The sequence below is a fragment of the Exiguobacterium sp. s95 genome (assembly GCF_018618655.1).
In the GTDB taxonomy this organism is placed as follows: Bacteria; Bacillota; Bacilli; order Exiguobacteriales; family Exiguobacteriaceae; genus Exiguobacterium_A; species Exiguobacterium_A oxidotolerans.
In genome coordinates this window covers 503526-527131 of record NZ_JACSMM010000002.1, presented here as the reverse complement: position 1 = coordinate 527131, position 23606 = coordinate 503526, and the positions used below count along the sequence as shown (strand labels likewise).

General features: G+C 44.7%; 23 protein-coding genes. 4 read left to right on the top strand and 19 right to left on the bottom strand.

Features of this window, described 5'->3' with window-relative positions:
* Positions 1-168 precede the first annotated feature (168 nt).
* The 3 genes from KNP99_RS07265 to KNP99_RS07255 form a co-directional block, all read right to left on the bottom strand.
* A complete protein-coding gene (locus tag KNP99_RS07265; protein WP_088837464.1) occupies positions 169-948 on the bottom strand; it encodes an inositol monophosphatase family protein in 780 nt (259 codons plus the stop codon).
* A gap of 122 nt (positions 949-1070) precedes the next feature.
* Entirely contained in the window at positions 1071-1259 is a 189-nt protein-coding gene (locus KNP99_RS07260) for a hypothetical protein (protein WP_029330952.1), read from the bottom strand.
* A gap of 280 nt (positions 1260-1539) precedes the next feature.
* The gene (locus tag KNP99_RS07255; protein WP_029330953.1) at positions 1540-1812 is read right to left on the bottom strand and encodes a UPF0223 family protein; all 273 of its coding nucleotides are present in this window, start codon (positions 1810-1812) and stop codon (positions 1540-1542) included.
* Positions 1813-1944: 132 nt separating this feature from the next.
* Between KNP99_RS07255 and KNP99_RS07250 the strand changes: the two genes are divergently transcribed.
* Positions 1945-3432 (top strand): aminotransferase class I/II-fold pyridoxal phosphate-dependent enzyme, encoded by a 1488-nt coding sequence (locus KNP99_RS07250; protein WP_088837465.1) that lies wholly within the window; start codon positions 1945-1947, stop codon positions 3430-3432.
* Between the two features lie 164 nt (positions 3433-3596).
* On the opposite strand, the gene lpdA is transcribed toward KNP99_RS07250, so the two are convergent.
* The 4 genes from lpdA to pdhA all read right to left on the bottom strand — a co-directional run bounded on the left by lpdA (position 3597) and on the right by pdhA (position 8469).
* Positions 3597-5009, bottom strand: coding sequence for a dihydrolipoyl dehydrogenase (lpdA, locus tag KNP99_RS07245; RefSeq protein ID WP_088837466.1), 1413 nt, complete (start codon positions 5007-5009; stop codon positions 3597-3599).
* 3 nt (positions 5010-5012) lie between these two features.
* Entirely contained in the window at positions 5013-6308 is a 1296-nt protein-coding gene (locus tag KNP99_RS07240) for a dihydrolipoamide acetyltransferase family protein (protein ID WP_029330956.1), read from the bottom strand.
* Between the two features lie 97 nt (positions 6309-6405).
* Positions 6406-7383, bottom strand: a complete 978-nt coding sequence (locus KNP99_RS07235; RefSeq protein ID WP_088837467.1) for an alpha-ketoacid dehydrogenase subunit beta — start codon at positions 7381-7383, stop codon at positions 6406-6408.
* A 3-nt stretch (positions 7384-7386) separates the two neighbouring features.
* Positions 7387-8469, bottom strand: coding sequence for a pyruvate dehydrogenase (acetyl-transferring) E1 component subunit alpha (gene pdhA / locus KNP99_RS07230; protein ID WP_026827895.1), 1083 nt, complete (start codon positions 8467-8469; stop codon positions 7387-7389).
* A gap of 378 nt (positions 8470-8847) precedes the next feature.
* Here pdhA and def point away from each other — a divergent pair, with 378 nt between their 5' ends.
* Positions 8848-9387: a peptide deformylase gene (def, locus tag KNP99_RS07225; RefSeq protein ID WP_029330958.1), complete on the top strand. Its 540-nt coding sequence runs from the start codon at positions 8848-8850 to the stop codon at positions 9385-9387.
* A gap of 59 nt (positions 9388-9446) precedes the next feature.
* On the opposite strand, the gene rnjA is transcribed toward def, so the two are convergent.
* Positions 9447-11114 carry a ribonuclease J1 gene (gene rnjA / locus KNP99_RS07220; protein WP_088837468.1) on the bottom strand — a complete coding sequence of 556 codons (1668 nt, stop codon included), beginning with the start codon at positions 11112-11114 and terminating at the stop codon, positions 9447-9449.
* Positions 11111-11329, bottom strand: coding sequence for a DNA-dependent RNA polymerase subunit epsilon (locus KNP99_RS07215; RefSeq protein WP_088837469.1), 219 nt, complete (start codon positions 11327-11329; stop codon positions 11111-11113). The genes rnjA and KNP99_RS07215 overlap by 4 nt, the downstream gene beginning before the upstream one ends.
* 171 nt (positions 11330-11500) lie before the next feature.
* Between KNP99_RS07215 and KNP99_RS07210 the strand changes: the two genes are divergently transcribed.
* Positions 11501-12277: a Cof-type HAD-IIB family hydrolase gene (locus KNP99_RS07210; RefSeq protein WP_214845151.1), complete on the top strand. Its 777-nt coding sequence runs from the start codon at positions 11501-11503 to the stop codon at positions 12275-12277.
* A 30-nt stretch (positions 12278-12307) separates the two neighbouring features.
* On the opposite strand, the gene KNP99_RS07205 is transcribed toward KNP99_RS07210, so the two are convergent.
* The 5 genes from KNP99_RS07205 to KNP99_RS07185 all read right to left on the bottom strand — a co-directional run bounded on the left by KNP99_RS07205 (position 12308) and on the right by KNP99_RS07185 (position 17728).
* Positions 12308-12976, bottom strand: a complete 669-nt coding sequence (locus KNP99_RS07205) for a potassium channel family protein (protein ID WP_029330962.1) — start codon at positions 12974-12976, stop codon at positions 12308-12310.
* A gap of 104 nt (positions 12977-13080) precedes the next feature.
* Entirely contained in the window at positions 13081-14106 is a 1026-nt protein-coding gene (locus KNP99_RS07200; protein ID WP_088837471.1) for a cytochrome d ubiquinol oxidase subunit II, read from the bottom strand.
* Between the two features lie 12 nt (positions 14107-14118).
* Positions 14119-15507 carry a cytochrome ubiquinol oxidase subunit I gene (locus tag KNP99_RS07195; protein ID WP_029330964.1) on the bottom strand — a complete coding sequence of 463 codons (1389 nt, stop codon included), beginning with the start codon at positions 15505-15507 and terminating at the stop codon, positions 14119-14121.
* A gap of 234 nt (positions 15508-15741) precedes the next feature.
* Complete coding sequence (locus tag KNP99_RS07190; RefSeq protein WP_088837472.1) at positions 15742-16854, bottom strand: N-acetyldiaminopimelate deacetylase; 1113 nt, start codon at positions 16852-16854, stop codon at positions 15742-15744.
* Positions 16838-17728 (bottom strand): transcriptional regulator CcpC, encoded by an 891-nt coding sequence (locus KNP99_RS07185; protein WP_029330966.1) that lies wholly within the window; start codon positions 17726-17728, stop codon positions 16838-16840. Before KNP99_RS07185 ends, KNP99_RS07190 begins: the two co-directional genes overlap by 17 nt.
* A 65-nt stretch (positions 17729-17793) precedes the next feature.
* Between KNP99_RS07185 and KNP99_RS07180 the strand changes: the two genes are divergently transcribed.
* Positions 17794-18183: a disulfide bond formation protein B gene (locus tag KNP99_RS07180; protein WP_214845155.1), complete on the top strand. Its 390-nt coding sequence runs from the start codon at positions 17794-17796 to the stop codon at positions 18181-18183.
* Between the two features lie 144 nt (positions 18184-18327).
* Here KNP99_RS07180 and KNP99_RS07175 read toward each other — a convergent pair whose 3' ends face one another.
* The 5 genes from KNP99_RS07175 to KNP99_RS07155 form a co-directional block, all read right to left on the bottom strand.
* Positions 18328-19602, bottom strand: a complete 1275-nt coding sequence (locus KNP99_RS07175) for an FAD-dependent oxidoreductase (RefSeq protein WP_214845156.1) — start codon at positions 19600-19602, stop codon at positions 18328-18330.
* A gap of 490 nt (positions 19603-20092) precedes the next feature.
* Complete coding sequence (gene nadE, locus KNP99_RS07170; protein ID WP_088837475.1) at positions 20093-20908, bottom strand: ammonia-dependent NAD(+) synthetase; 816 nt, start codon at positions 20906-20908, stop codon at positions 20093-20095.
* Between the two features lie 461 nt (positions 20909-21369).
* Positions 21370-21840, bottom strand: a complete 471-nt coding sequence (locus KNP99_RS07165) for a BsuPI-related putative proteinase inhibitor (protein WP_088837476.1) — start codon at positions 21838-21840, stop codon at positions 21370-21372.
* Between the two features lie 82 nt (positions 21841-21922).
* On the bottom strand, positions 21923-22135 hold the full coding sequence (locus tag KNP99_RS07160) for a hypothetical protein (RefSeq protein ID WP_029330971.1): 213 nt from the start codon (positions 22133-22135) through the stop codon (positions 21923-21925).
* Between the two features lie 357 nt (positions 22136-22492).
* The gene (locus KNP99_RS07155; RefSeq protein ID WP_214804400.1) at positions 22493-23584 is read right to left on the bottom strand and encodes a virulence factor; all 1092 of its coding nucleotides are present in this window, start codon (positions 23582-23584) and stop codon (positions 22493-22495) included.
* Positions 23585-23606 lie beyond the last annotated feature (22 nt).

Here is a 23606-nt window from a genome sequence, read left to right as displayed (position 1 = left end):
GTGATGTGAACGCAGGACTGAACCTCAAACAAGAAGCTGAACGCCTCTTAGCTTCTTCAACCGTCGGGACGACGGGGTTAGCCTGATCAGGTTTCGACCGTCAGGTCGGATCACTCAGGAATCCTCCACCTCTAAGCGAAGCGTAGGTGGAGGTAGTTCAAGGGCGTTTTATTTGTTTACATACGTCAATACGTCTGCGACAAATGTCCGACTCCCTGCAAGAACACTCGTTTGTTCTTGGAAAGTCATCGCGTCGCCTTCAATCGTCCCGACGCGCCCTCCAAGCTCCTCAATCAACAGTTGTCCAGCTGCGTAATCCCATGGCATGTTTCGCATCGTAATGTAGCCGTCAACACGCCCCGCGGCGACCCAGGCGAGTTCAAGCGAGGCGGCACCGACTGCCCGAACCCCAACAGCGTCTTTTACGAGTGGTGCTAGCAATGCTGCATCAATTCTTCGATTGGCAGTCACCCACGTTGCATTCATACAGATGATCGCATCACTAACCGGCTTCTCTTCAATTGGCGCTAATCGAATTCCATTTTCGAATGCGCCCTGTCCTTTAATGCAATGAAACATCTCATCCGCCATGACGTCATACACAAATCCATACTGAAGTTCGCCCTCTACCATGATGGCAATCGAAATCGCAAATAAGCGTTTTTGGCGAATGAAATTCATCGTGCCGTCAATCGGATCGACGAACCAAATCGTGCCACCCAATGTTTCAGGTCGCGCCGCACGCCCTTCTTCTCCATATATATGATGATCTGGATACTGATTCAGGATACCTTCAATTAATAAATCTTCGACATTTTTGTCAATCTCCGTCACTAAGTCACTTTTATTCGTTTTTTCTTCGATATGATACGCATGGTCTATCATCTGACGGATATATTTACCCGCTCGTTTCATTAAATCGATAGCATGTAACTCTATGCCTTGCATGCGCCTCACTCCTTTTATATGATTCCTGTCTTTTCCATAGTAACAAAAAAAGAAAACCAGCGAAAATTTTCGCTGGTTGATTGATTTAATTTAATTTGATTTTTAGTTTATCGTTTACTGAATCATGCCTCTAATAACACCATTTCTTGGCGGTATTTTTCGAGACGCTCTTTACTGGCACCAACCGCTTCTGCATCACTTTCTACGATTGCATCGTGCAATGTTGCGAGCTCATAATCAATTTCGAGACGCAATACCGGAATGCGTTTTTCTGCATCTTTTCTCTTGTATGCTTCTATTACTTGTTTCACAGTAACCACACTCCTTCGCGAGATAAATGAACGTTTTAATTATCAGACAATTGCGACTAATTAGTGGATTGAATCTATAATAGTACGATTCAACTTAGATGTAAAGCATCTATTTTTAAAAATTACAGTTTAACGATATCGTCTTGTATGTAATATATAACCCATTTTTCTTTATTCTAAACAACTAATCGGTTTCCCTTTCAGGATATATGTAGGATGCACACTAAAAAAAGACAAGGAATTCCGAATGAAATCCTCGCCTTTCTCTCTTAATCATTCTTCATTTTTTCATTCGTAAAATCGGTTCGTCTTGTTTGATTGCTTGTTGGACCGCACGGTAACTGGAGCAACCTGTTTCTTCGAAATAGAATTGATCGAGTTGTTTTTCTTCCGACTTCGCATTCACGATTTTCTTGAAGGCTTTATATGTCCGCATAAATTCTTCACGTGACACACCTTTTTCGTAAGCTTCTTCGACGATGTTAAAAAAATCAATGACGGTGACGATTTCCTTCGTCGACCAGTCTGGGTTGATGGGATAATTAAGAGCCATCCTGACACATCCTTTCTTCACGATTCTTATTTTACAATGAAATCGAAGATAAAACAGTTGCAACGTTATGAAAACTTGTTATAGTTAGCTTGTTTGATTGTTTTTTTATTCGGTTTTAAGGGGGGAAATCTGGTGCAAACAAAAAGCTTAACACAGCTCGATACACCTTTATTCGATGCGCTACTCGCGCATGCGAAACGTCAACCAATTCAATTTCATATTCCTGGTCATAAGAATGGGCAAGGAATGGATCCTGCATTTCGATCGTTCATCGGTCAAAATGCACTCGATATCGATTTAATCAACATCGCTCCACTCGATGATTTACATCATCCGAAAACGATTATCAAAGATGCCCATCAATTGGCGGCACAAGCATTCCATGCAGATGAAACGTTTTTCTCTGTCCAAGGAACGTCAACGGCAATCATGGCAATGATCATGAGCGTCGTCGGTCCGGACGATAAAATCCTCGTTCCGCGAAATGTCCATAAATCGATCATGTCGGCTATCGTTCTTTCTGGAGCGCACCCGATTTTCATTCACCCTGAATTTGATGAAATGTTTGGAATTGCTCACGGTATCACACCAAGTGCCGTCGAACGTGCCCTCAGTCTTCATCCTGATACGAAGGCGATCCTCGTCATCAACCCGACGTACTTCGGTGTCGCAGGCGACCTTGAGAGCATCGTCAAGCTTGCTCATGGGAAAGGGATCCCTGTCCTCGTTGACGAAGCACACGGCGTCCATATCGGCTTCCACGATGATATGCCGCTATCAGCAATGCAAGCAGGGGCTGACTTAGCCGCTACGAGTGTGCACAAACTGGGTGGATCACTCACAGGAAGTTCTGTCTTGAACGTCCGCCGAGGTCTGGTCTCGCCCGATAAAGTCCAGACTGTCCTCTCGATGTTGACGACGACTTCAACATCGTATCTGTTACTCGCTTCACTCGATTGCGCACGGCGCCACCTCGCGATCAATGGTGAGGCAATGAACCGACGCGCACTTGAACTATCGACACGGATGCGGATGGGTCTCGCTAAGTTGCCTTACCTCGCCGTCTTCGGTGAATCGGACTTACATTCAAGTGCGACATTCGCGTTCGACCCGACTAAAGTATTGATTTCGGTCAAAGGACTCGGTATTTCGGGTCACCTCGTCGAAGAGTTCTTACGCGAAGAGCACCGGATTGAAGTCGAACTATCAGATTTGAATAACATCCTCTTAATTATCACTTCAGGCGACTCTGAGGAAACGATTGACGCCTTACTGACTGGAATGACTGAGCTTGTTGAGCGGTACCGTGATACAGGTGCGAAAACAACTTCACATTCTATCATGTTGCCTGACATACCTGCACTCGCATTAAGTCCACGTGATGCCTTCTACGAAGAAACGGAAACGATTCCGCTCGCGCAAGCCGTAGGACGGATTTCTGCAGAATTCATGATGGTCTATCCGCCGGGCATCCCGATCTTCATTCCTGGTGAGATGATTACGACGGATAACTTAGCGTATATTAAAGAAAATATCGAAGCGGGTCTTCCTGTCCAAGGGCTTGAGGATCATTCACTCGAAACAATTAAAGTCATTCAACAATCGAATGCCATTCGATGATTCAAACGAAAGCAGACGTTACAGCTTCTCAAAAAAGTACGGGCGCAGGATATCAAATCCTCCGCCCGTACTTTTTATTTTACCAAGACCACACCTTAGCCTCTTGCATATGATAATGAAAAAAAGCCCTTAAGCGGTCGGCTCCCCGCTTAAGGGCTTAAAGCTTATTTCATGATGTGGATTGGGCTACCGATTGCAACTTCAGCAGTTTCCATCGCGATTTCACCAAGTGAAGGGTGTGCGTGGATTGTGAGTGCGATATCTTCAGCAGTCATTCCAGACTCGATTGCGAGTCCCATCTCTGCGATCATGTCAGATGCGCCTGTACCAGCGATTTGAGCACCAATCAAGAGACCGTCTGATTTGCGTGTGATCATTTTCAAGAAGCCGTCTGGCTCGTTGAGTGCAAGGGCACGACCGTTTGCAGCATAAGGGAATTTAGAAGCGAGGTAATCAAGACCTTCTTCTTTCGCTTGTGCTTCTGTATAACCGACTGTTGCGAGTTCTGGGTCTGTGAAGACAACCGCAGGAATCGCGCTATAGTCGAGGTATGCCGGGTGTCCAGCAGCAGCTTCAGCAGCGATTTTCGCTTCAAAAGATGCTTTGTGCGCAAGTGGTGGTCCAGGAACGATGTCCCCGATTGCGTAGATGTTTTCGTTAGACGTACGGCACTGATCGTCGATTTCGACAAGTCCGCGCTCGCTAAGTTTAACTTCAGCCATCTCAAGACCGAGATCAGAAGTGTTCGGGCGACGACCGACAGTGACGAGGACGTAGTCCGCTTCAACTGTTTGTGTTTCACCTTTCACTTCGAACGTTACTTTAACGCCGTCTTCTGTCTCTTCCACACTTTGTGCAAGTGCTTCGTTGTGGATTGTGATGTTCCCTTTTTGTTTGAGCTTTTTCTTGACGACTTGTGTCATTGCCGGCTCAAAACCAGAAAGGATGTCTTTTGTTCCTTCTAAGATGACAACTTCAGTATCGAAGTTAGCATACGCTGTACCAAGCTCCATTCCGATGTATCCGCCACCGATGACGATGAGTTTTTTCGGAAGTTCAGGAAGGTTCAATGCGCCTGTAGAAGAAAGGACACGTTTAGACCATTTGAACGCTGGAAGTTCGATTGGAGTCGAACCTGTTGCAATGATACATTTTTTGAATTTGTAAGGTGTTGAAGAATCTTCGTTGATGATACGAACTGTATCTTCAGATTGGAAGTATGCTTCCCCTACGACTGTTTCGATGTTGTTACCTTTAAGAAGGCCGCCAACACCACCCGTTAATTTGTTAACGACTGATTGTTTCCAAGATTGAACTTTCGAGAAATCGACTGCAACGTTCTCAGACGTGATCCCCATTGAGTCCGAACCTTTTGCATGTTGGAAGTTGTGTCCAGCTGTAATTAACGCTTTTGACGGGATACATCCAACGTTCAAGCAAACACCACCGACGTTTTCACGTTCGACGACTGTTACTTTAAGTCCGAGTTGTGCGCCACGGATTGCAGCGACATAACCACCAGGGCCGGCCCCGATTACGAGTAAATCTGTTTCTTGTGCGAATTCACCTACTACCATTGCTTATCCCTCCATAATGAGAAGTTGTGGGTCGTTCAACAAGCGTTTAACTAGGTTAAGCGCGTTTTGTGCTGTTGCACCATCAATGAGACGGTGGTCAAAGCTGAATGAAAGTGCAAGTACTGGTGCTGCAACGATTTCACCGTTTTTAACGACTGCTTTTTCAGCAATACGGCCGATACCGAGGATTGCAACTTCCGGGTGGTTGATGACAGGTGTGAACCATTGTCCGCCAGCAGAACCGATGTTTGTGATTGTGATCGATCCGCCTTTCATCTCTTCACCAGAAAGTTTACCATCACGTGCTTTACCAGCTAAATCATTGATATCATCAGCGAGCGAGAAGATTGATTTGCGATCTGCGTCTTTGACGACAGGTACGACAAGTCCGTTATCTGTATCCGCTGCGATACCGATGTTGAAGTAGTTTTTGTAGACGATTTCTTCGTTAGCATCATCGATTGAAGCGTTGATAGTCGGGTACTTTTTAGCAGCCGCAGTCAATGCTTTAACGACGAACGGAAGGTAAGTCAATTTCGTACCTTGTGCTGCAGCAACTTCTTTGAAGTTTTTGCGGAGTGCCACGAGGTTCGTTACATCGACTTCGTCCATAAGTGTTACGTGTGGTGCCGTATGTTTCGAGTTGACCATTGCTTTCGAAATCGCTTTACGGATACCTTTGATTTTTTCGCGTGTTTCAAGCTCAGGTTGAGCAGCAACATACGGTTTCACTTCAGCTTTAGGAGCAGATGCTTGTGCAGATGCTTTTTCTTCTGAAGCTGGTGCAGTAGAAGATTGACCACCGTTTGCAAATGCATCGATGTCTTCTTTAACGACGCGACCGTTGTCTCCAGAACCTTGAACTTCACGGATGTCGACGCCTTTTTCACGTGCATATTTACGGACAGAAGGCATCGCGATGACACGTTCTGATTTGTGGATTTGAACTTCAGTCGGCTTGTCTTCGACTTTTTGATCCGTGTCTTGGACATCTTTTGCGTTTTCTTCTGCTTTAGGTTGTTCAGGAGCTGCTTCTTCAGAAGGAGCTGAACCTTCACCTTCGACGTCGAATGAGATTAATACGTCACCAACAACAGCAACGACACCTTCGTCTACTTTTACTTCTTTGACTGTACCATCAACTGGTGACGGGATTTCAACGACCGCTTTATCGTTTTGAACTTCAAGAAGAACGTCGTCCTCTTTTACTGTGTCGCCCGCTTTTACGAACCACTTTACGATTTCGCCTTCGTGAATACCCTCACCGATATCCGGCAATTTGAATTCAAATAAACCCATTTGAATATGCCTCCTTTTATTTCACTCTTCTAGTCAATTGTTATCTTTAAAACGGAAGCAAGGAGAGAATTTCCCCTCTCCTTTTTCCGAATCACGCTTAGAAATTGTAAACTGTTTTTACTTTTTCAACGATATCTTTGTGGTCTGGAATCCAGACGTCTTCCCCTTGTGCGAATGGGAAGATTGTATCTGGAGCCGTTACACGAAGAATCGGTGCTTCAAGATCAAGAATTGCACGCTCTTGAATTTCAGTTGCGACCATTGCAGCCACACCTGCTTGTTTTTGAGCTTCTTGAACGACAACGACACGGTTCGTTTTCTTAACTGACGCAACGATTGTATCGATATCGATTGGGCTGATTGTCATCAAGTCGATGATTTCGACGCTGATGTTTTCTTTTTCAAGTTCCTCAGCTGCTTTAAGTGAAGCGTGGACCATCGCGCCGTACGTGACGATTGTAACGTCTGTACCTTCACGTTTGATGTCTGCTTTACCGAGTTCGACCGTGTAGTCCCCTTCAGGAACCTCGCCACGGAATGAACGGTAGAGTTTCATGTGCTCAAGGAAAACGACTGGGTCGTTATCGCGGATTGACGCGATCAAAAGACCTTTTGCATCGTACGGAGTTGACGGGATGACGACTTTAAGTCCTGGTGACTGAGCCATCAATCCTTCTAAGTTATCCGCGTGAAGTTCTGGTGTCTTAACGCCACCACCGAATGGTGAACGGATTGTAACTGGTGCACTGTACGTACCACCTGAACGGTAACGTAGACGCGCGAGCTGAGCTGCTACTGAATCGAACACTTCGAAAACGAAACCGAAGAATTGGATTTCCATGATTGGGCGGAAACCAGTCAAGCTGAACCCGACTGCAAGACCACCAATACCTGACTCGGCGAGTGGTGTATCGAAGACGCGGTCTTCGCCTAATTCATCTTGAAGACCTTCTGTCGCACGGAATACCCCACCGTTTTTACCGACGTCTTCACCGAACAAGAGAACTTGCTCGTCGCGTTTCATCTCGACGCGCATTGCGTCAGTGATCGCTTGGATCATCGTCATTTGTGCCATGGGTTATTTCGACTCCTTTGCTGTATACTCATCAAGCTGCTCTTGCAGGTTTTGTGGTAACTTTTCAGCCATCACGTTGATGAAGTCAGTAACTTTTTGTTTTGGTTCTTTGTCAGCTTGTGCAAGTGCTTCTTTCACATCAGCTTTTGCTTGCTCGATGACTTCGTTTTCTTTGTCTTCGTTCCAAAGACCTTTTGTTTCCATGAACGCACGGAAACGAACGAGTGGATCTTGAGCTTGATACTCATCATCCATATCTTTTGTACGGTAACGTGTCGGATCATCACCAGCGAGTGTGTGTGGTCCGTAACGGTACGTGAGTGTTTCGATCAATGTCGGTACACCGTTGAGTGCTTCGACACGTGCTTGTTTCGTTGCAGCGTAAACTGCGAGAACGTCCATACCGTCAACTTGAATACCGTTGATGCCGGCAGCGACCGCTTTTTGTGCAATTGTTTTTGCCATTGATTGTTTTTCAACCGGCGTCGAAATTGCGAAACGGTTGTTTTGAACGACGAAGATTGCAGGGGCTTTGAATGCTCCAGCAAAGTTCATTCCTTCGTAGAAATCACCTTGTGAAGAACCGCCATCACCTGTATATGTGATTGCTACTTGCTCTTTACCACTTTTCTTAAGACCGAGTGCAACACCGGCAGCTTGAACGATTTGTGCGCCGATGATGATTTGTGGCATTAAGACGTTCACACCTTCAGGAATCTTACCGCCTGTGATGTGTCCACGTGAGAACAAGAATGCTTTGTAGAGTGGGAAGCCATGGAAGACCATCTGTGGAATATCACGGTATCCAGGAAGAATCCAGTCATCCTTATCGAGTGCGAATTGTGTTCCGATCATTGACGCTTCTTGTCCTGCTACTGGAGCATAGAAACCAAGACGTCCTTGACGGTTGAGTGAGATTGCACGTTGGTCCCAGATACGTGTGTATACGAGACGACGCATTAATTCCGTTAATTCTTCATCTGAGAGATCCGGCATAGCGTCTTTGTTGACGACTTCACCTTTCTCGTCAAGAATGCGGAACGTTTCAAAGTTTTCTTCCACGTTTTTAAACATGTTTAAGTTCATCTTTTCACCTCATCCTTTCACTGTGCTCAGCGAAATATTCCTCTGACTGATTTGCCCACATACCAATAGTGTTCAAAAATCGAAGTCCCGTGTGACCTTTCTTGAACATATATCTGTGTACCTATTCAGTTGAGTAAACTGTATTAACATGACTCGACACGATTTGATGTCTTGTTCATTACGTTACAAGTATAAAACTGTAACGCCTATAAAATCAAAGGAAATGTTTTATTTTTTTTTACGACCGTCATTTGTGACACCTTTCACAAAAACCTTCTGTTTCTCCTTCTGTACTATTCAACTATTTGTAACTGTGTTAGTTATGAATTTCCCCTTTCGCTTGTGCTATAATTTTTATAGATGAAAGGGGTGTTGTTCATGATCACCATGAATGAAATCGTACGCGAAGAAGTTCCGACGCTTCACGAACGATCGGTGGAAGTTACTTTCCCACTCAGTGAGGAAGATAAAGAAACGATGCGCTTGATGCGCGAGTTTCTTGCTAACAGTCAAGATGATGAAATAGCTGAAAAGTACGATTTGCGTAGCGGGATAGGTCTTGCTGCTCCTCAAATCGGTGTCAATAAGCGGATGTTCGCGATTCGACTTCCAGACGGCGACGATCTTTTAGAGTTCGGAATCTATAATCCGAAAATCATCAGCCACTCTGTCGAACAGACGTTTTTAACTGGTGGTGAAGGCTGCCTATCCGTCGACCGTGAAGTCGAAGGTCACGTGCCACGCTATATGCGTATTACCCTTACTGGCATCGATCATAACGGAATTCCTGTAAAATTAAGATTAAAAGGTATGAAAGCCATCGTTTGCCAGCATGAATATGACCATTTAGACGGCATCATGTTTTACGATCGAATCGATAAAAAAGAACCATTCAAGGAATATGGACCTGCCACATGAGCTCTTCCACGCCTTGAAACAAAAAAGCCATTTCCTGATTCAGGAAATGGCTTTTTTCGTTAAACTTCCATAATGATCGGCATGACCATCGGATGACGTTGTGTTTTTTCAGTCAAATAAGGTGTTAATGTATCGTTGATGACTTGTTTGATATCTGTCCACTTCGTGTTTCGGTTCGTTAATGATTGTTCTAACGAACGTTTCAACAAGCGCTCGGCATCTTTAATTAAGTTGCCTGATTCACGCATGTAGACGAATCCACGGGAAATGATGTCCGGTCCAGAAACAAGACGGTTTGTTTTCGAGTCGAGTGTGACGACGACGACGACGAGTCCTTCTTCCGAAAGAATACGACGATCGCGTAACACGATGTTTCCAATATCTCCAATCCCTTTTCCATCGACGTATACCGCATTCGCCTGGATTTTACCAGTGATCGCTGCTGCATTGGCATCGAGTGCTAAGACTTCACCGTTATCCATGACGAAACAGTTCTCTTCCGGAACACCCGCATCCATCGCAAGCGACATGTGTTTTTTCAACATACGGTATTCACCGTGAATCGGCATGAAGTACTTCGGCTTGAGTAGGCGCAGCATCAAGAGTTGCTCTTGCTGACTACCGTGACCTGACGTATGGATATCATTGAGCTTACCATACATCACGTCTGCTCCTGCTTTATACAGCTGGTTGATCGTTTTCCCGACCGAAACAACGTTTCCTGGAATCGGTGAAGATGAGAAGATGACCAAATCATCAGGAATGATTGAAATCTGACGGTGTGTCCCATTGGCGATTCGGCTTAACGCTGCCATCGGCTCTCCTTGCGAACCTGTACAAAGAATCGTAATTTCATTCGATTTATACCGTTTCATTTCGTTCGGTTCGATGATTGTTCCTTTAGGTGCCTTGATGAAATCAAGTTCTTGTCCAATCATCATGACCTTGTCCATGCTTCGACCGAAGACGACGATTTTCCGTCCTGCTTCGACCGAGGCATTGACGACTTGTTGGAGACGATAAATGTTCGAGGCGAACGTCGCAAAGATGATTCGTCCATCCGCTTTCCGGAAAACATCCGAAATCGTTTCACCGACAACCCGTTCACTCATTGTAAATCCTTCAACTTCAGCATTCGTCGAGTCAGATAAGAGACAAAGTACGCCTTCTTTCCCGAGTTCTGCCATCTTCGCTAAGTCAGCAGGCTCCCCAACTGGTGTGAAGTCGAACTTAAAGTCCCCCGTATGGACGATATTGCCTTGTGGCGTTTTTACGACGACACCGAACGAATTTGGAATCGAGTGTGTCGTCCGGAAGAATGAAATACTTGTCTTCCGGAACTTGATGATCGAGTCCTCATCAATTTCATGAAGTTCCGCCGTCCGTAATAAACCATGCTCTTCTAATTTGACCTTGATTAAACCAAGGGCAATTTTCCCCGCATAAATCGGTAAGTTCACTTGTTTTAATAAGAAAGGAAGTCCGCCGATATGATCTTCGTGTCCGTGTGTAATGAACACACCTTTGACTTTATCTTTATTTTTGATTAAATACGTGTAATCTGGAATAACATAATCGATTCCGAGCAATTCATCTTCTGGGAACATGACCCCTGCATCAATGACGATGATTTCATCTTGGAATTGAACCACATATGTGTTCTTCCCGATTTCTCCTAAACCGCCGAGTGCGAATACGGCTGCTTGGTGGTTTTTGACGAACTTCATGCGAACGTCGCTACCTTGTAGTCAACACTTTGTTTTTCGTACTCTAGGAATTCTCCACTTACTTCGCGGATGAATTCAACATTAATGTCTTTGATGAGATGATCAATCGATGTTCGCACGTCACGAATGCTCTCTCCTTCAACATACATAACCTCTGTCCGTTCTCTTACTGGTGCTTCCGAACGAAGCGGTTGATAAAATACTTTAAAAATCATACTTAGCAACTCCTTATCAGTCCATTGTTTTTTGTCCTTAGATTAGTATACACGAAAACGGTTCATTTTTTCATCCTTATTCAACAACTGATATCTGCTTGAACCTAGGCGCTATGCTATACTTTCATTTGTAAACGGCTATTCAGCCAATTAAATAGAGAAGGTGAAACCATGGCAAATCAAAAAGTCGTCTTTTTCGATATCGATGGAACCTTGCTTCACGATGGTCATTTCATACCGGAATCGACAAAACAGGCAATCAAACAACTACAGGAAAACGGCGTTTACGTCGCCATCGCGACCGGGCGTGGTCCTGCAATGCTGTCAGGCGTCCGTGAGCAACTCGGCATCGATACCGTCATTGGCTACAACGGTCAAATCGTCGTTCATCAAAATAAAGTCATCTATAAACGTCCGCAACCCGTCGATGATTTGAAACATTTAACATCACGTGCAAAAGAGAATGGGCACACACTTGTTTATCTCGGCGAGAAACAAGGCTTCACGACGCGTCAAACAGACGAGACCGTCGCGACGTCACTCGGCGCGCTCGATATTCCCCTCCCTGCTTATAATGAAGAAGCTTACGAGACGCACGATATCTTCCAAACCCTCGTCTATTGTCAGGCAGAAGAAGAATCGATTTATACGCAAAACTATCAAGCATTCGATTTCATTCGCTGGCACCCACAAGCGATGGACGTCATCAATGCCGGATCGTCGAAAGCCGATGGAATTAAACAATTCCTCCGTTTAACGGATATCAAACGTGAAGATACGTTTGCTTTCGGTGACGCGCTGAACGATCTCGAGATGCTCCGCTACGTCGGAACAGGCATCGCGATGGGCAATGGATTAGACGAAACAAAAGCCGCCGCCGACTTCGTCACGAAACACATTCTTGAAGGCGGCATCGCGCACGGTTTAAAAAAATTCCAATTAATTTAAAAGGGATACAAAAAAAGCTGAGGAGATCCCTCAGCTTTTTACTTTATGGATGGCTCGTTCGAGACGATCCAAGTCTTCGTTTTCTCCAATGACGACAAGGTAGTCGCCCTTTTCAATGACTTCATCAGCTTGTAACGAAATCATGACATTTTCTCCCCGTTTGATGGCGACGACGTTCGCGCCGTACTTACTTCGTAAATCAAGATCAATCAACGTTTTGTTTGCCATGCGATCGCTGACCTTGATTTCAACGATTGAGAATTCTTGAGACAGGTCAAGATAATCCAAAATATTCGAACTCATCAGGCCGTTCGCAATCCTAACCCCCATGTCACGTTCCGGGTGGACAATGAAGTCAGCACCGATTTTCCGCAATACTTTTTCATGGTAATCGTTCGTCGCTTTGACAGTGATTGATTTAACACCGAGTTCCTTTAAAATCAACGTTGTCAAAATCGAAGCTTGAATGTTTTCCCCAATCGCAACGATGACGTGATCAAAGTTTCGAATTCCAAGACTTTTCAATACGTTCTCATCCGTCGTATCCGCGATGACGGAGTGTGTCGCAATCCCCATGTATTCATTGACACGTTCTTCATCGGAATCAATCGCTAGAACGTCATAGCCATTCTTCGATAATTCACGGACGATTGAACCACCAAAACGCCCCAAACCAATTACTGCAAACTCTCCATTCATGTTCAACTCTCCTTCAGATTTCGCTTCGTCAGTAGTAGTGTACCCGATTCCTTCTTAAAATACTATAAACGCCTTCACAGTGCGTGAAGGCGTTTAAGATCTCGCTATTTTTTTACTTTTTCGCCTCTGACATAATCGTTATCAAACAGGAACAATCGTAAAATCAGATAGAGTGCCGGAATCAATAATAATAGTCCGAAGATAAAGACTACGACAAGCGACGTCGCCATTGTTTCGTTAACGACCGCTTTATTGATATCGATGTACGGATATAAGATATACGGTAAATGAGTATAGCCGTATCCGAACCATGCAACTCCGTATTGAGCCATGACAGCGATAAAGGCAATTCCATAATTCCGCTTCAGGTAGACGAGTGCGACTGCAACACAGAAGAACACAAAACTTGCTGCGAACCACCACCAGTTACCATTCAAAATATTTTCATAATGCCATGCGGCTTGATTTTTTAAACCAAAGAACACAAGTCCACAGACGATGATCGTTGGAATGCTCCAAAAGAGCGCCCATTTCCGAATCAAGTCACTCGCCCCTACATCTCGCGCCTTATCTGCGTAGAACAAAAGGAACATCGCACTAATATAAAGGACAGAGACAATCGCAAGTGCTACGACTGACCAGGAATAAAAGTTCGTAAACAATTTCGTCCCTAAAAACTCAACCGTTTCATTCGTTTTACGAATAAAGCCACCTTGACTAATCGTCAACGTCGTCGACATCGCAGCCGGAATCAAGAGCCCCGTCGCACCATAGAGAAACGTATAGAACATACTATCGTTCGAACCGTAGTTCGCAAAGGCATAAAAGCTACCGCGAATCGCAATCAGAACGAGTACGATTGATGCAGGCACGAGAAGTGCCGTTCCATAGTAATAAGCTGTGTCCGGGAAAAACCCGACGAGACCAACAAAGAAGAAAACGAAGAAAACGTTCGTCACTTCCCAAACGGGCGAAAGATAACGTAAAATCAATCGATTCGTCAAATGATCTCGTTTTGTATATTTCGAGTAAAATGCGTAAAATCCAGCACCGAAGTCAATTGAGGCAACGATGAGATATCCATAGAGGAACGTCCAAAGTACGGTTATTCCTAGTGTTTGAATGTCCAACTCGTTCCCTCCTTATTCTTTATCGTCCGCAAACATCGCTTCACCGCGAGTATGGTGATCGTCTGCGAGTTCTTTACCGACAGGATTATTCTTAAACATACGGAGCAATACGACTGTACAAATCGTACCAAGTAAGAGGTACAACATGCTGAATAGAATCAGCATCGGTCCGACTGCAGTAGATGTCGTCGCTGCGTCAGCCGTTCTCATAATACCATATAGCGTCCATGGTTGACGTCCGATTTCCGCGTACATCCAACCTGCTTCAATCGAAACGATGGCAAGTGGTCCACCAATGAAAATACCGCGCAGTAACCATTTATTATACGGGTTCAACTTCTTCAGTCGGAATGCGAGTATGAACAAGGCGGAAATCGCTGCTAAATACATCCCGATCGATACCATGATATCGAAGAAATAGTGGACGAATAACGGCGCTTGGTCTTCTTTCGCAAATTCATTTAGACCGATGACTTCTGTATCTGGTGCGCCACCTGCAAGAATTGACAAGGCGTACGGAATCTTAACCGCACCTTTGATGTCATAACTACCATCTTCTTGCTCATCCAAAATCCCACCGAAAATCAATTCTGCTTCATTTGTCGTTTCAAAATGCCACTCCGCTGCTGCTAATTTTTCAGGTTGATATTTCGCAAGGTACTTTCCTGAAAAATCACCGACGAGCGCTGTCGAGAAGGCGAAAATCAATCCAGCCATGACTGTCAGACGAAGTGCCTTTTTGTGATACGCCGTCTCGGCTGCGGACAGTGTTTTCTTGCGCAATAGATGGAACGCAGCAATTGCTGCTAAGATGAACGCAACCGTCAAGTAAGCAGATACAATAACGTGTGTCGCTTTTGTTGGCGTTGCCGTATTGAACATCGCTTTTAACGGTTCGATTTGTGTTAACGTTCCGTTGACAATTTTAAAACCTTCCGGAGAATTCATGAACGAGTTAACTGTCGTGATGAAGAAGGCTGACGCCGTTGCCCCGATGACGACCGGAATCCCGATTAACCAGTGTAACCATGGATTTTTAAAGCGATCCCATGTGTACAAGTAAATCCCAAGGAAGATCGCTTCAAAGAAGAAGGCGAATGTTTCCATGAAGAGTGGCAAAGCAATCGTCTGTCCGGCTACTTGCATTAATGAAGGCCATAAGAGCGATAATTGTAATCCGATTGCCGTCCCCGTAACGACTCCGACCGCTACCGTTACGATATAACCGCGCGTCCAACGTCGTGCTAAAAGAATATAATCTGGATCTTTTCGTTTAATTCCAATGTACTCGGCTGCGAGTACCATCAACGGAACTCCTACACCAATCGTTGCAAAAATGATGTGAAATGCTAATGTGAGCCCTGTCAATAATCGACTGAGCATAACTGGATCATTGAACATGTGTGTGCCCCCCTCTTCCTAAACGTACTTCTATATATGTTTATATCCGTATCATAGAGAACATAATCATTTGTGTCTGTTCTAAATGTTTGATGTAACAAATTGTTCACATCTATTCGTGATTTTCTTCACAAAACGTTCGAAAACTAGATGATCTCGCTAAATGAAAACCCTTTACTTCGATTTGAGGCGAAGTAAAGGGCATTTCTACAGTCTTTTTACGATTCATTCAGTTTACACATATTCACGGAAGTAATGATCCAGTAAATTAATCACAAATGGGATCGCCTCTTCATCCGGATTCAACGTCGGCTGATGTAAACCGGACGTTGGATTATCGATTCCAAGCCAAAACATCATGCCTGGGACTTCTTTTAACATGAATCCAAAGTCTTCACCCGTCATCGCAGCGTCGCATTCAACATAATTTGCATTCATCTTAACGAATGAAGAAAATTTATCGACGACGTTTTGATCATTCACGACTTCGTAATAGCGGTTTCCAAATTGCAAATCAATTTTCACGCCAAATGACGCTTCAATTCCACGAACGATGTCACGTACCCGTTCTTCTAATTTTTCCATATCAGTACCGTTCAACGCACGCATCGTTCCATCTAGCACAGCTCGACCGGCAATAACATTTTCACGAATCCCCGCATCGACCTTGCCAATCGTGATGACACTACAATTCATCGGATTGATTGATCGACTGACGATTGTTTGCAACTGCATGATGAGTGCAGCCTGAGCAACGACCGTATCGACCGTCAAGTGTGGAAATGCAGCATGACCACTTTGACCATAAATCGTGATGTGAACTTCCCGCGCACTGGCAAATAATACGCCAGGACGACTCGCAATTGTCCCGACCGGATATTCAGGTGCCACATGGAGACCATACATTTCACTCGGACGATATTTTTCGAATAATGGACTTTTAATCATCGGTTCCGCTCCACCCGGACCTTCTTCTGCCGGTTGGAATAAGAAGACGACGTCATCCATGATCGGTAACTCGACAAGACGACGAAGCAGACCTAACGCAATTGACGCATGGACGTCATGCCCACAGGCGTGCATCATTCCCGGATGCTCCGAACCAAAAGGAAGACCCGTCGCTTCTTCGATCGGCAAACCATCGATATCTGCGCGGTAACCGATTGTTCGATTTCCGGTCAACCCTTTAACACGAACGAAAACACCTGTTTCAAACGTATCGTAGCTGACGCGGTCTTCAGGATAAGAGCGAATCTGATTTAAAATAAAGGCTTGCGTCTTGAACTCCTTGAATCCTAATTCAGGTATTTTATGAAGTTCTCTTCGCATTTCAATCGCGTATTCCATCTGACTGACTTCCCCCTTCTTCTTTTACGATGTCCCAAAAGGCTTGGACTTGTTTTAACTCAAGCATGGATTCCGTCGATAAAATCCATGTATCGCGTTTCAGTACTTTACCCGAAGACGTCTTCAACGGAATCTGCATCACTTCGCTCGATTCTTGAATCGTTGACTCTGGTAAAATCGCGAATCCAATGCCGTGTAACGCCATTTGTTTACAAGTTTCGATTTGGTCGACGACGAGCGTCCGCGCAGGCGGACTTGAAAAACGATCCTGCCACCACTCGAGTATTTCTTGATAGTACGTCGAATCACTTTTGAACTGAATGAATGGTCGGTCCGTCTTACGCAACTGTTCAAGCGTCGTCAACTCACTATCAACAAGATAGAGCGGGTCTGAGAACAACCGTTCCTTGACGCCCTTCCAGTCCGGATTACCTCGAATGATGCCGATATGAAAATGTTCTTCGAGCATATGCCGCATCATTTCACTCGACCACCCTGTTACGAGTTGGACGCGTACATGCGGGTAACGTTCCACGAAACGTTTCAACACGCGTGGCAACCAATATTGACCCATGATGGAGGCGACAGCAATCCGAAGGGTCCCGTAGACTGCCCCTTCTTCGGCAGTCAGTTCACTTTTCAGTTCTAATTCTTTTCGATTCATTTCTTTTGCGAGCCCAATGACTTTTTCTCCTTGGGGCGTAATGCTTAATCCACGGGAAGAACGAATGAACAACTTCGTCGCCCACCTGCGCTCAATCGCAACCAATCGTTGACTGAGTGCCGGCTGCGAGACGAAAAGACGTTCGGCTGCTCTTCGCATATTCAGCTCTTCCGATAAAGTTATCAACATTTCCATTTCCGACACTTGCAATGTAAGATTCGACTCCTCATGATATAAGATGGCATTAGTTTAACACGTTAGGAAGGAAGGTACATATGTCACGCTATCATTTTATGTTAATCGTCTCAACGATTGCGACCTTAGGAAGTCTGTACTTCAGTGAAGTTCGCGGTTTCATCCCTTGTCCACTTTGTTGGTGGCAACGCTTGTTCATGTATACGACGGCATTTTATTTAATCATTACACTCTTTCGGAATCGCCCCGTCGATGCTCTTTTCGTTCGACTATATGTTGGAATCGGTTGGGTAGTTGCTGCCTATCACGTTGTTCTCGAACGCCTCCCGGATGGCGAGGCACTCTGTACGAATGGTTGCCTGATTCAATGGGTCAACTACTTCGGTTTTTTGACAATCCCAATGATGAGTTTAATCGCCTTCACCCTCTTATTGATCCTTGCCTTTTACCCGAATAAACAAAGTGCATAAGTTGCAGATATCTGTTCAAACAAATGCGTCACGTAGAACTCACTACAAAAATTAACGCACAGGAAACCCGAGCGATTCCATTTCGATAACAGGAATGCTCGGGTTTTTCATTTCCTTCCGATGCCGATACTATGCTTGACCGTTTCACTGCCACTCCCTCGACACCGCGTAGGCACTTGAAAAAGATAATTCCGATAACTGACCTTCTCCTTCACACCAATCACCTACGAAAGCAATCGACGTATCCGCTTCCAAAAAGCAAGGCAACGGCCTTTGTCCCATCTTCCATTTGATTTCTTGAACGATTGCGCGTTTCATCGTCCGCTCTGTCACAAGGCGATCTCGCCACCCTGGATAGTGGTGATCTAATAAGTCATGGGCGTGCTGTACTTTTTCTTCAATATATGTCGCTTGACTGACCTGTTTATGATCAAGATATGCGACGACTTGTAAGACTTGTCCCTCTTTCGGAGAAATGCTTGCATCATAGTGTGACAATTCCGTGACGAAGACTTGATGGTCTCGATCGAATACATAAGAAAAAGGAGTATCAATGTAAGGACTGATTCCGACATCATAGACTAGGGCTTCGGCTGGTTCAAACTGCGCGTATGGTTCAATAAAGTGCTGGATCGATAATGGTAATGCAACTTTACGCATCTCGCGAGGAGGTATCGCGAGAATTACACGCTTAGCCGACCATTCATTTTTTTGGCGATCGCGTAATCGATAACCTCCCCTACTTTGTTCAATCGCTGTAATCTTGGTTTTCCGATGGATTTCTCCCCCGTAGTCCGTCAAAACGCGTTCGAGTTCATCAATTAAGGTTTGCCAACCTCCAGCAATATATGAAACCGGTTTGCGCGTACGAAATAGTTTCCGGTAATACGCAAAATAGACAGATGACGGAATATTTTCGGGTTCGGAAGTGAAAAAATTACTCGAAGCTAAATCGAGCATTAACCTTGAGACATCGTCTTCGACCTTTTCTTGGACCAACCAGTCCCCAATTGAAACTTCCGACTCTCCACGTTCGAGTGACAGTAGTGTTTTAACGACCGCCCATGTGAAACGCACCTTATCGGTTCCTTCCACTAGTTCTGTCTTCAACAGGCCGAGTGCATTCGCAGGAGCCGCAGTCAAATGTCCAGCAAACTCATATTTCGCCTTAGAAGAAGAAAAATCGAGCCATGTCACATTAAGCTTCAATTGTTTAATTAATGAACGGAGTGCTGATTGGTCACGCCCATAAACAGCATGCGCTCCATAATTGAACGTAAATCCTTTAAGCACTTGCGAAGTTGCCCTCCCCCCCAGTAAACCGGCATCGTACAGATGAATTTCCTTTCCTTGATCCGCGAGAAGTGCTGCCACTGATAAACCAGCTAACCCACCACCGACGACTGCAATCTTTTCCACTCGACGCACCTCCTTTTAAGCATCAATTCCCTTTTCTTGATTCTTTTCCCGATTCCAAACAAAAAAAACGACACCCCTAAAGGATGTCGTTTCAGCGTGTAGACAAACTATTAAAAAGCGTAAACATACGGTATCGAGATGCAATCCGTTCGCGCTTCCCTGTCTCGCCTCGTCTTCAAAGCGATTCGAGACGGATTGCGCTCTAAACCGTCTCCACGCCTGGCTTTTTGGTCACGGTATTAGCTAAAAAGCGTCATGTTTCGTTGACTCCTACGGGAAAAAGTGCGTTTTTAACGCACTTTCAGAGGCAGACAAGACCCTGCTCGTTGTCCGTAAGGACCAAGGAGCAACGGCTTGCGCCTCGCCCGAGGAAAGCAACGAATAAAGACGCTTTTTCTCCTGATAGCACTTTGTCTACAGTCTGAAACGAAACCCCTAAAGGATGTCGTTTTAAAAAGATACTTTGCCTCGGAGAGCAAGCATCGTCATATCATTTCCACCAGTCATCTAATGGAGAAACCGGCATATGATGTTTATGACCTACACGTTTATACTGTGTCTCTAGTTTCGTTTGACTTGCAGTTGAAATGCTTTTTCCTTCTAGATAGTCGTCAATCTCATCATACGTCATCCCTAATGCGAGTTCGTCAGGTAAACCAGGTCGGTCATCCTCTAGATCAGCTGTCGGTACTTTATCAATCAATCCGACAGGTGCATCTAAATAACGTAACAATTGTTTTCCTTGTCGTTTGTTTAAGCCAGTCAACGGTGTTAAATCACAAGCCCCGTCACCATGCTTCGTGTAGAAACCTGTGACGAATTCAGCTGCATGATCCGTTCCGACGACGAGACAACCAAAGTGCGCTCCAAGATCATATTGTACTTTCATCCGTTCACGTGCCTTCGTATTACCTTTACTGAAATCAGATAGGACTTCTCCTGTCGCGACTTCAAATGAAGCCATTGCCGCTTCTACTGCCGGCTTGATATCAACGCGTAACGAGTGATCTGGTCGAATGAATGATAAGGCAAGTTGTGCGTCCGATTCATCCTGCTGCTGTCCATAAGGAAGGCGGACCGCATAAAAATGAAAATCTCGTCCTGTTTCTGCTCTCAGTTCTTCTACAGCGAGTTGACAGAGCCGTCCGGCAAGAGACGAGTCTTGACCACCTGAAATACCAAGGATAAATCCTTTAGCACCCGTATGAAGTAAGTATTCTTTTAAGAAACGAATCCGGTTCGCCACCTCTTCATGCGCCTCGATGACCGGCTTGACTCCTGTCGCTTGAATGATGTCTTGTTGCATTGTCACATCACACTCCTCATTCTCTATTTTTCACCAAAATTAGACGAGAATACTCCCCCTTCTAAACGTTCAGGGCGAAGCCCTAGTCCAAGTGGGGGGATGAATCGTCGTCGGACAGGACGTGTCTTCCAATACGTCAATTGTCCGACGCGCTTCGTTTGAAAACAATTAAAATCAGGAATAATTAAAATGTCACGTTCTTTGGAAACTGAAGATATAGGGTTGTGACAGGAAGTTCGTCTGTCACGTAAAATCTTCAACGTCCACCTTGCGGATGACCGAAGTAGCGAAAACCAAGCAGAGTAGGCATCCGCTCAAAAGAAACGGGCAAGATTAACGTTCAACCGTCGGGACGACGGGGTTAGCCTGATAAAGTTTCGAACATTAGATCGAATAACTCAGGAATCCTCCACCTTTTAGCGAAGCATAGGTGGAGGTAGTTCAATAGTTTCAGTTTAGCATCATAGCTTCCCTTTAGAAATAACGGATGTCACCTTCGATGTCGAGTCACGCGCTCCCTCGAATTGTTGAACAGTCATTCCGTCGATTTCTTTTACATCGCTAGTATCTGATAATTCAATCGTCACTTCATATTCCTTTTCCTCATACGGTTTAAACTGTTCTTCTTCAATCGCTTGTGTAAAAAGATGTTCTTTCGAAAACGTGTAAATCACGTGATTTCGTCCATCACGCACCATTAATTCAAAGCGTTGTGATGAAGGATACGCAATTTTCACGTTTTGGTCATTTGGATTGTGCAACCGTACGATTGCCTCTATTGTATTCAATCCAACAGCCTGTCCTGACACGGCAATTTCAATCGGTTGATTCGACACTTTTGTTGCAAGGTCCGCTTTTTTAGTTTCTTGACTACATCCGACTAACATGAGCGCTAATCCAAGTAACAGCAACCGTGTTCGAGACCATTTCATGACGTTTCCTCCCTCTTTTCATCCATTTTATCATACAAAAAAGGAGACAAGGTTTCCCTCATCTCCCTTTCATAGTTGCTGATTAAGCAACAGGCATTTCTGTTACATCGGTTGAACCTGAGAATAATTGTTCCATCCCCGTTACGAATAACTCATCACAGATCGCATCTGTCGCTGTGACCGGTGCGACGAGTGTGATGGTCCGACTATCACCTGTCTCGATTGTAACATACACACCAGAAGCCGTTCGTTCTTTATACCCCACTGCTAAGTCTGTTTCTGCAAAAAGTATCATGTCCCCGCATCTCCTTTGTTATGTTAGATTTCAGTTAAACCAACTCACTCGGTTAATCTCGAATCCGTTATGTTGATTTCACTTTACCAAACGTCCAAAAGAGCAGGTGAATTGTCATTCGACAATTCATGTCAAAACTTTATGCCAGTTTTCTAACCCATAAAATGGATGATATAAAAAACAAATCATTTCTTTTGAAACATGCAGATTATCATCAGATTTCAAAGACATTTCAAAATCATTACAGTTTTTTCTTCTTTTTTTTACCAGGACATAAGTCTTATAGGTAAAATATGACTAGACAAAACATGCGCGATTTTGTCGAATGATTGTGCCAAACATGGTTTTTTCAAGTTCTTATGAACTTTCATCGATCAAACGGTTCATTTGTTGCCAGACTGTCCCTAGTGCTTCTTCCCCACTCTCAATTCGTGCTAAGGCGAGCTCGGCTTGGAGTGCGACTTCATATTCTTTATCTTGTGCTGCTTCTTTTAAGCGAGATACTGCCCGTTCCGTTCCAACATCGAATAGAAAGCGCGCGGCACGCCAACGAACAAGTTTGTTTTTATCGGTCAACGCTTCAATCATCATCGGCTCCGCTTCCGGAAGTGCCCAATCAGATACTGTATCCCCTGCGGTCCGACGAACGATTCCTGAAGGGTCATGTAAAGCATTCGTGATATATTCGAGCAATTCTTGACGATTCTCCTCAAACATCCCGAGCTTGACGATTGCTTGTCGTCTGATTTGCATTTTTTCATCCTGAAGCATCTTCGCATAAGCCGAGACCCAGCTTAAATCAATCGGTAATTCATCCAGTGCTGCAAACCGCTCTTTCCAGTCGCTCGAGCTAAGGGCTTGTCCATCAAACGTAACGTCTTCACCCGAAGCGAGTACTTTCAATCGTTCAACCCGCTCTTGAGGATAGGCGATTTCGAGCTCTTGCGCCACTTCCTCTAGACTATCGTCCAGTTCCCCATACCGTGGGGCTTGTTCAACCCAGCGTCGATCACTAATGACATTTTGGACAAAAGGTTGGACGAATAGTGCAGCATCCCGAAACCTTTCCGGTAACCCTTGTCGTTTTTCTTCTAATCCTTTGACGCCTTTGATTTGCATCGGGACACCGAGGATGAATTGAACAAAGAGATGCACAGGTTCGAATGCGGCATCTGTTTCATGATTTTCGACATCACTTAAATTCTCACCAAAAGCTCGGCGAATTTCGATGACGAGTGTTCGCCAATCGTATTTTGGAAAACGTTCGACGGCAAGAAAGTCACTCACTTGATAGACTGATTTAATTCCAGGAATGTCTAAAAGTTTCGTTACGTGCTCCGGCGCACCAAAAGCATGTTCAAAGGTCTGTCCCTTTTCAGAAAATGTTTCATCAACGATGACTTTCATGTTGTTTGGACTTGGTGTTGGTTCAATTGCTACAATTTTCATATCGATCCCTCCCCCTCCATCA

What these genes read in the sequence shown, in the direction of transcription:
- KNP99_RS07265 (WP_088837464.1), bottom strand. Translation starts at nt 948, where the DNA reads ATGCAAGGCATAGAGTTACATGCTATCGATTTAATGAAACGAGCGGGT.
- KNP99_RS07255 (WP_029330953.1), bottom strand. Translation starts at nt 1,812, where the DNA reads ATGGCTCTTAATTATCCCATCAACCCAGACTGGTCGACGAAGGAAATC.
- lpdA (WP_088837466.1), bottom strand. Translation starts at nt 5,009, where the DNA reads ATGGTAGTAGGTGAATTCGCACAAGAAACAGATTTACTCGTAATCGGG.
- KNP99_RS07240 (WP_029330956.1), bottom strand. Translation starts at nt 6,308, where the DNA reads ATGGGTTTATTTGAATTCAAATTGCCGGATATCGGTGAGGGTATTCAC.
- KNP99_RS07235 (WP_088837467.1), bottom strand. Translation starts at nt 7,383, where the DNA reads ATGGCACAAATGACGATGATCCAAGCGATCACTGACGCAATGCGCGTC.
- pdhA (WP_026827895.1), bottom strand. Translation starts at nt 8,469, where the DNA reads ATGAACTTAAACATGTTTAAAAACGTGGAAGAAAACTTTGAAACGTTC.
- def (WP_029330958.1), top strand. Translation starts at nt 8,848, where the DNA reads ATGATCACCATGAATGAAATCGTACGCGAAGAAGTTCCGACGCTTCAC.
- rnjA (WP_088837468.1), bottom strand. Translation starts at nt 11,114, where the DNA reads ATGAAGTTCGTCAAAAACCACCAAGCAGCCGTATTCGCACTCGGCGGT.
- KNP99_RS07215 (WP_088837469.1), bottom strand. Translation starts at nt 11,329, where the DNA reads ATGATTTTTAAAGTATTTTATCAACCGCTTCGTTCGGAAGCACCAGTA.
- KNP99_RS07210 (WP_214845151.1), top strand. Translation starts at nt 11,501, where the DNA reads ATGGCAAATCAAAAAGTCGTCTTTTTCGATATCGATGGAACCTTGCTT.
- KNP99_RS07205 (WP_029330962.1), bottom strand. Translation starts at nt 12,976, where the DNA reads ATGAATGGAGAGTTTGCAGTAATTGGTTTGGGGCGTTTTGGTGGTTCA.
- KNP99_RS07195 (WP_029330964.1), bottom strand. Translation starts at nt 15,507, where the DNA reads ATGTTCAATGATCCAGTTATGCTCAGTCGATTATTGACAGGGCTCACA.
- KNP99_RS07190 (WP_088837472.1), bottom strand. Translation starts at nt 16,854, where the DNA reads ATGGAATACGCGATTGAAATGCGAAGAGAACTTCATAAAATACCTGAA.
- KNP99_RS07180 (WP_214845155.1), top strand. Translation starts at nt 17,794, where the DNA reads ATGTCACGCTATCATTTTATGTTAATCGTCTCAACGATTGCGACCTTA.
- nadE (WP_088837475.1), bottom strand. Translation starts at nt 20,908, where the DNA reads ATGCAACAAGACATCATTCAAGCGACAGGAGTCAAGCCGGTCATCGAG.
- KNP99_RS07165 (WP_088837476.1), bottom strand. Translation starts at nt 21,840, where the DNA reads ATGAAATGGTCTCGAACACGGTTGCTGTTACTTGGATTAGCGCTCATG.
- KNP99_RS07160 (WP_029330971.1), bottom strand. Translation starts at nt 22,135, where the DNA reads ATGATACTTTTTGCAGAAACAGACTTAGCAGTGGGGTATAAAGAACGA.
- KNP99_RS07155 (WP_214804400.1), bottom strand. Translation starts at nt 23,584, where the DNA reads ATGAAAATTGTAGCAATTGAACCAACACCAAGTCCAAACAACATGAAA.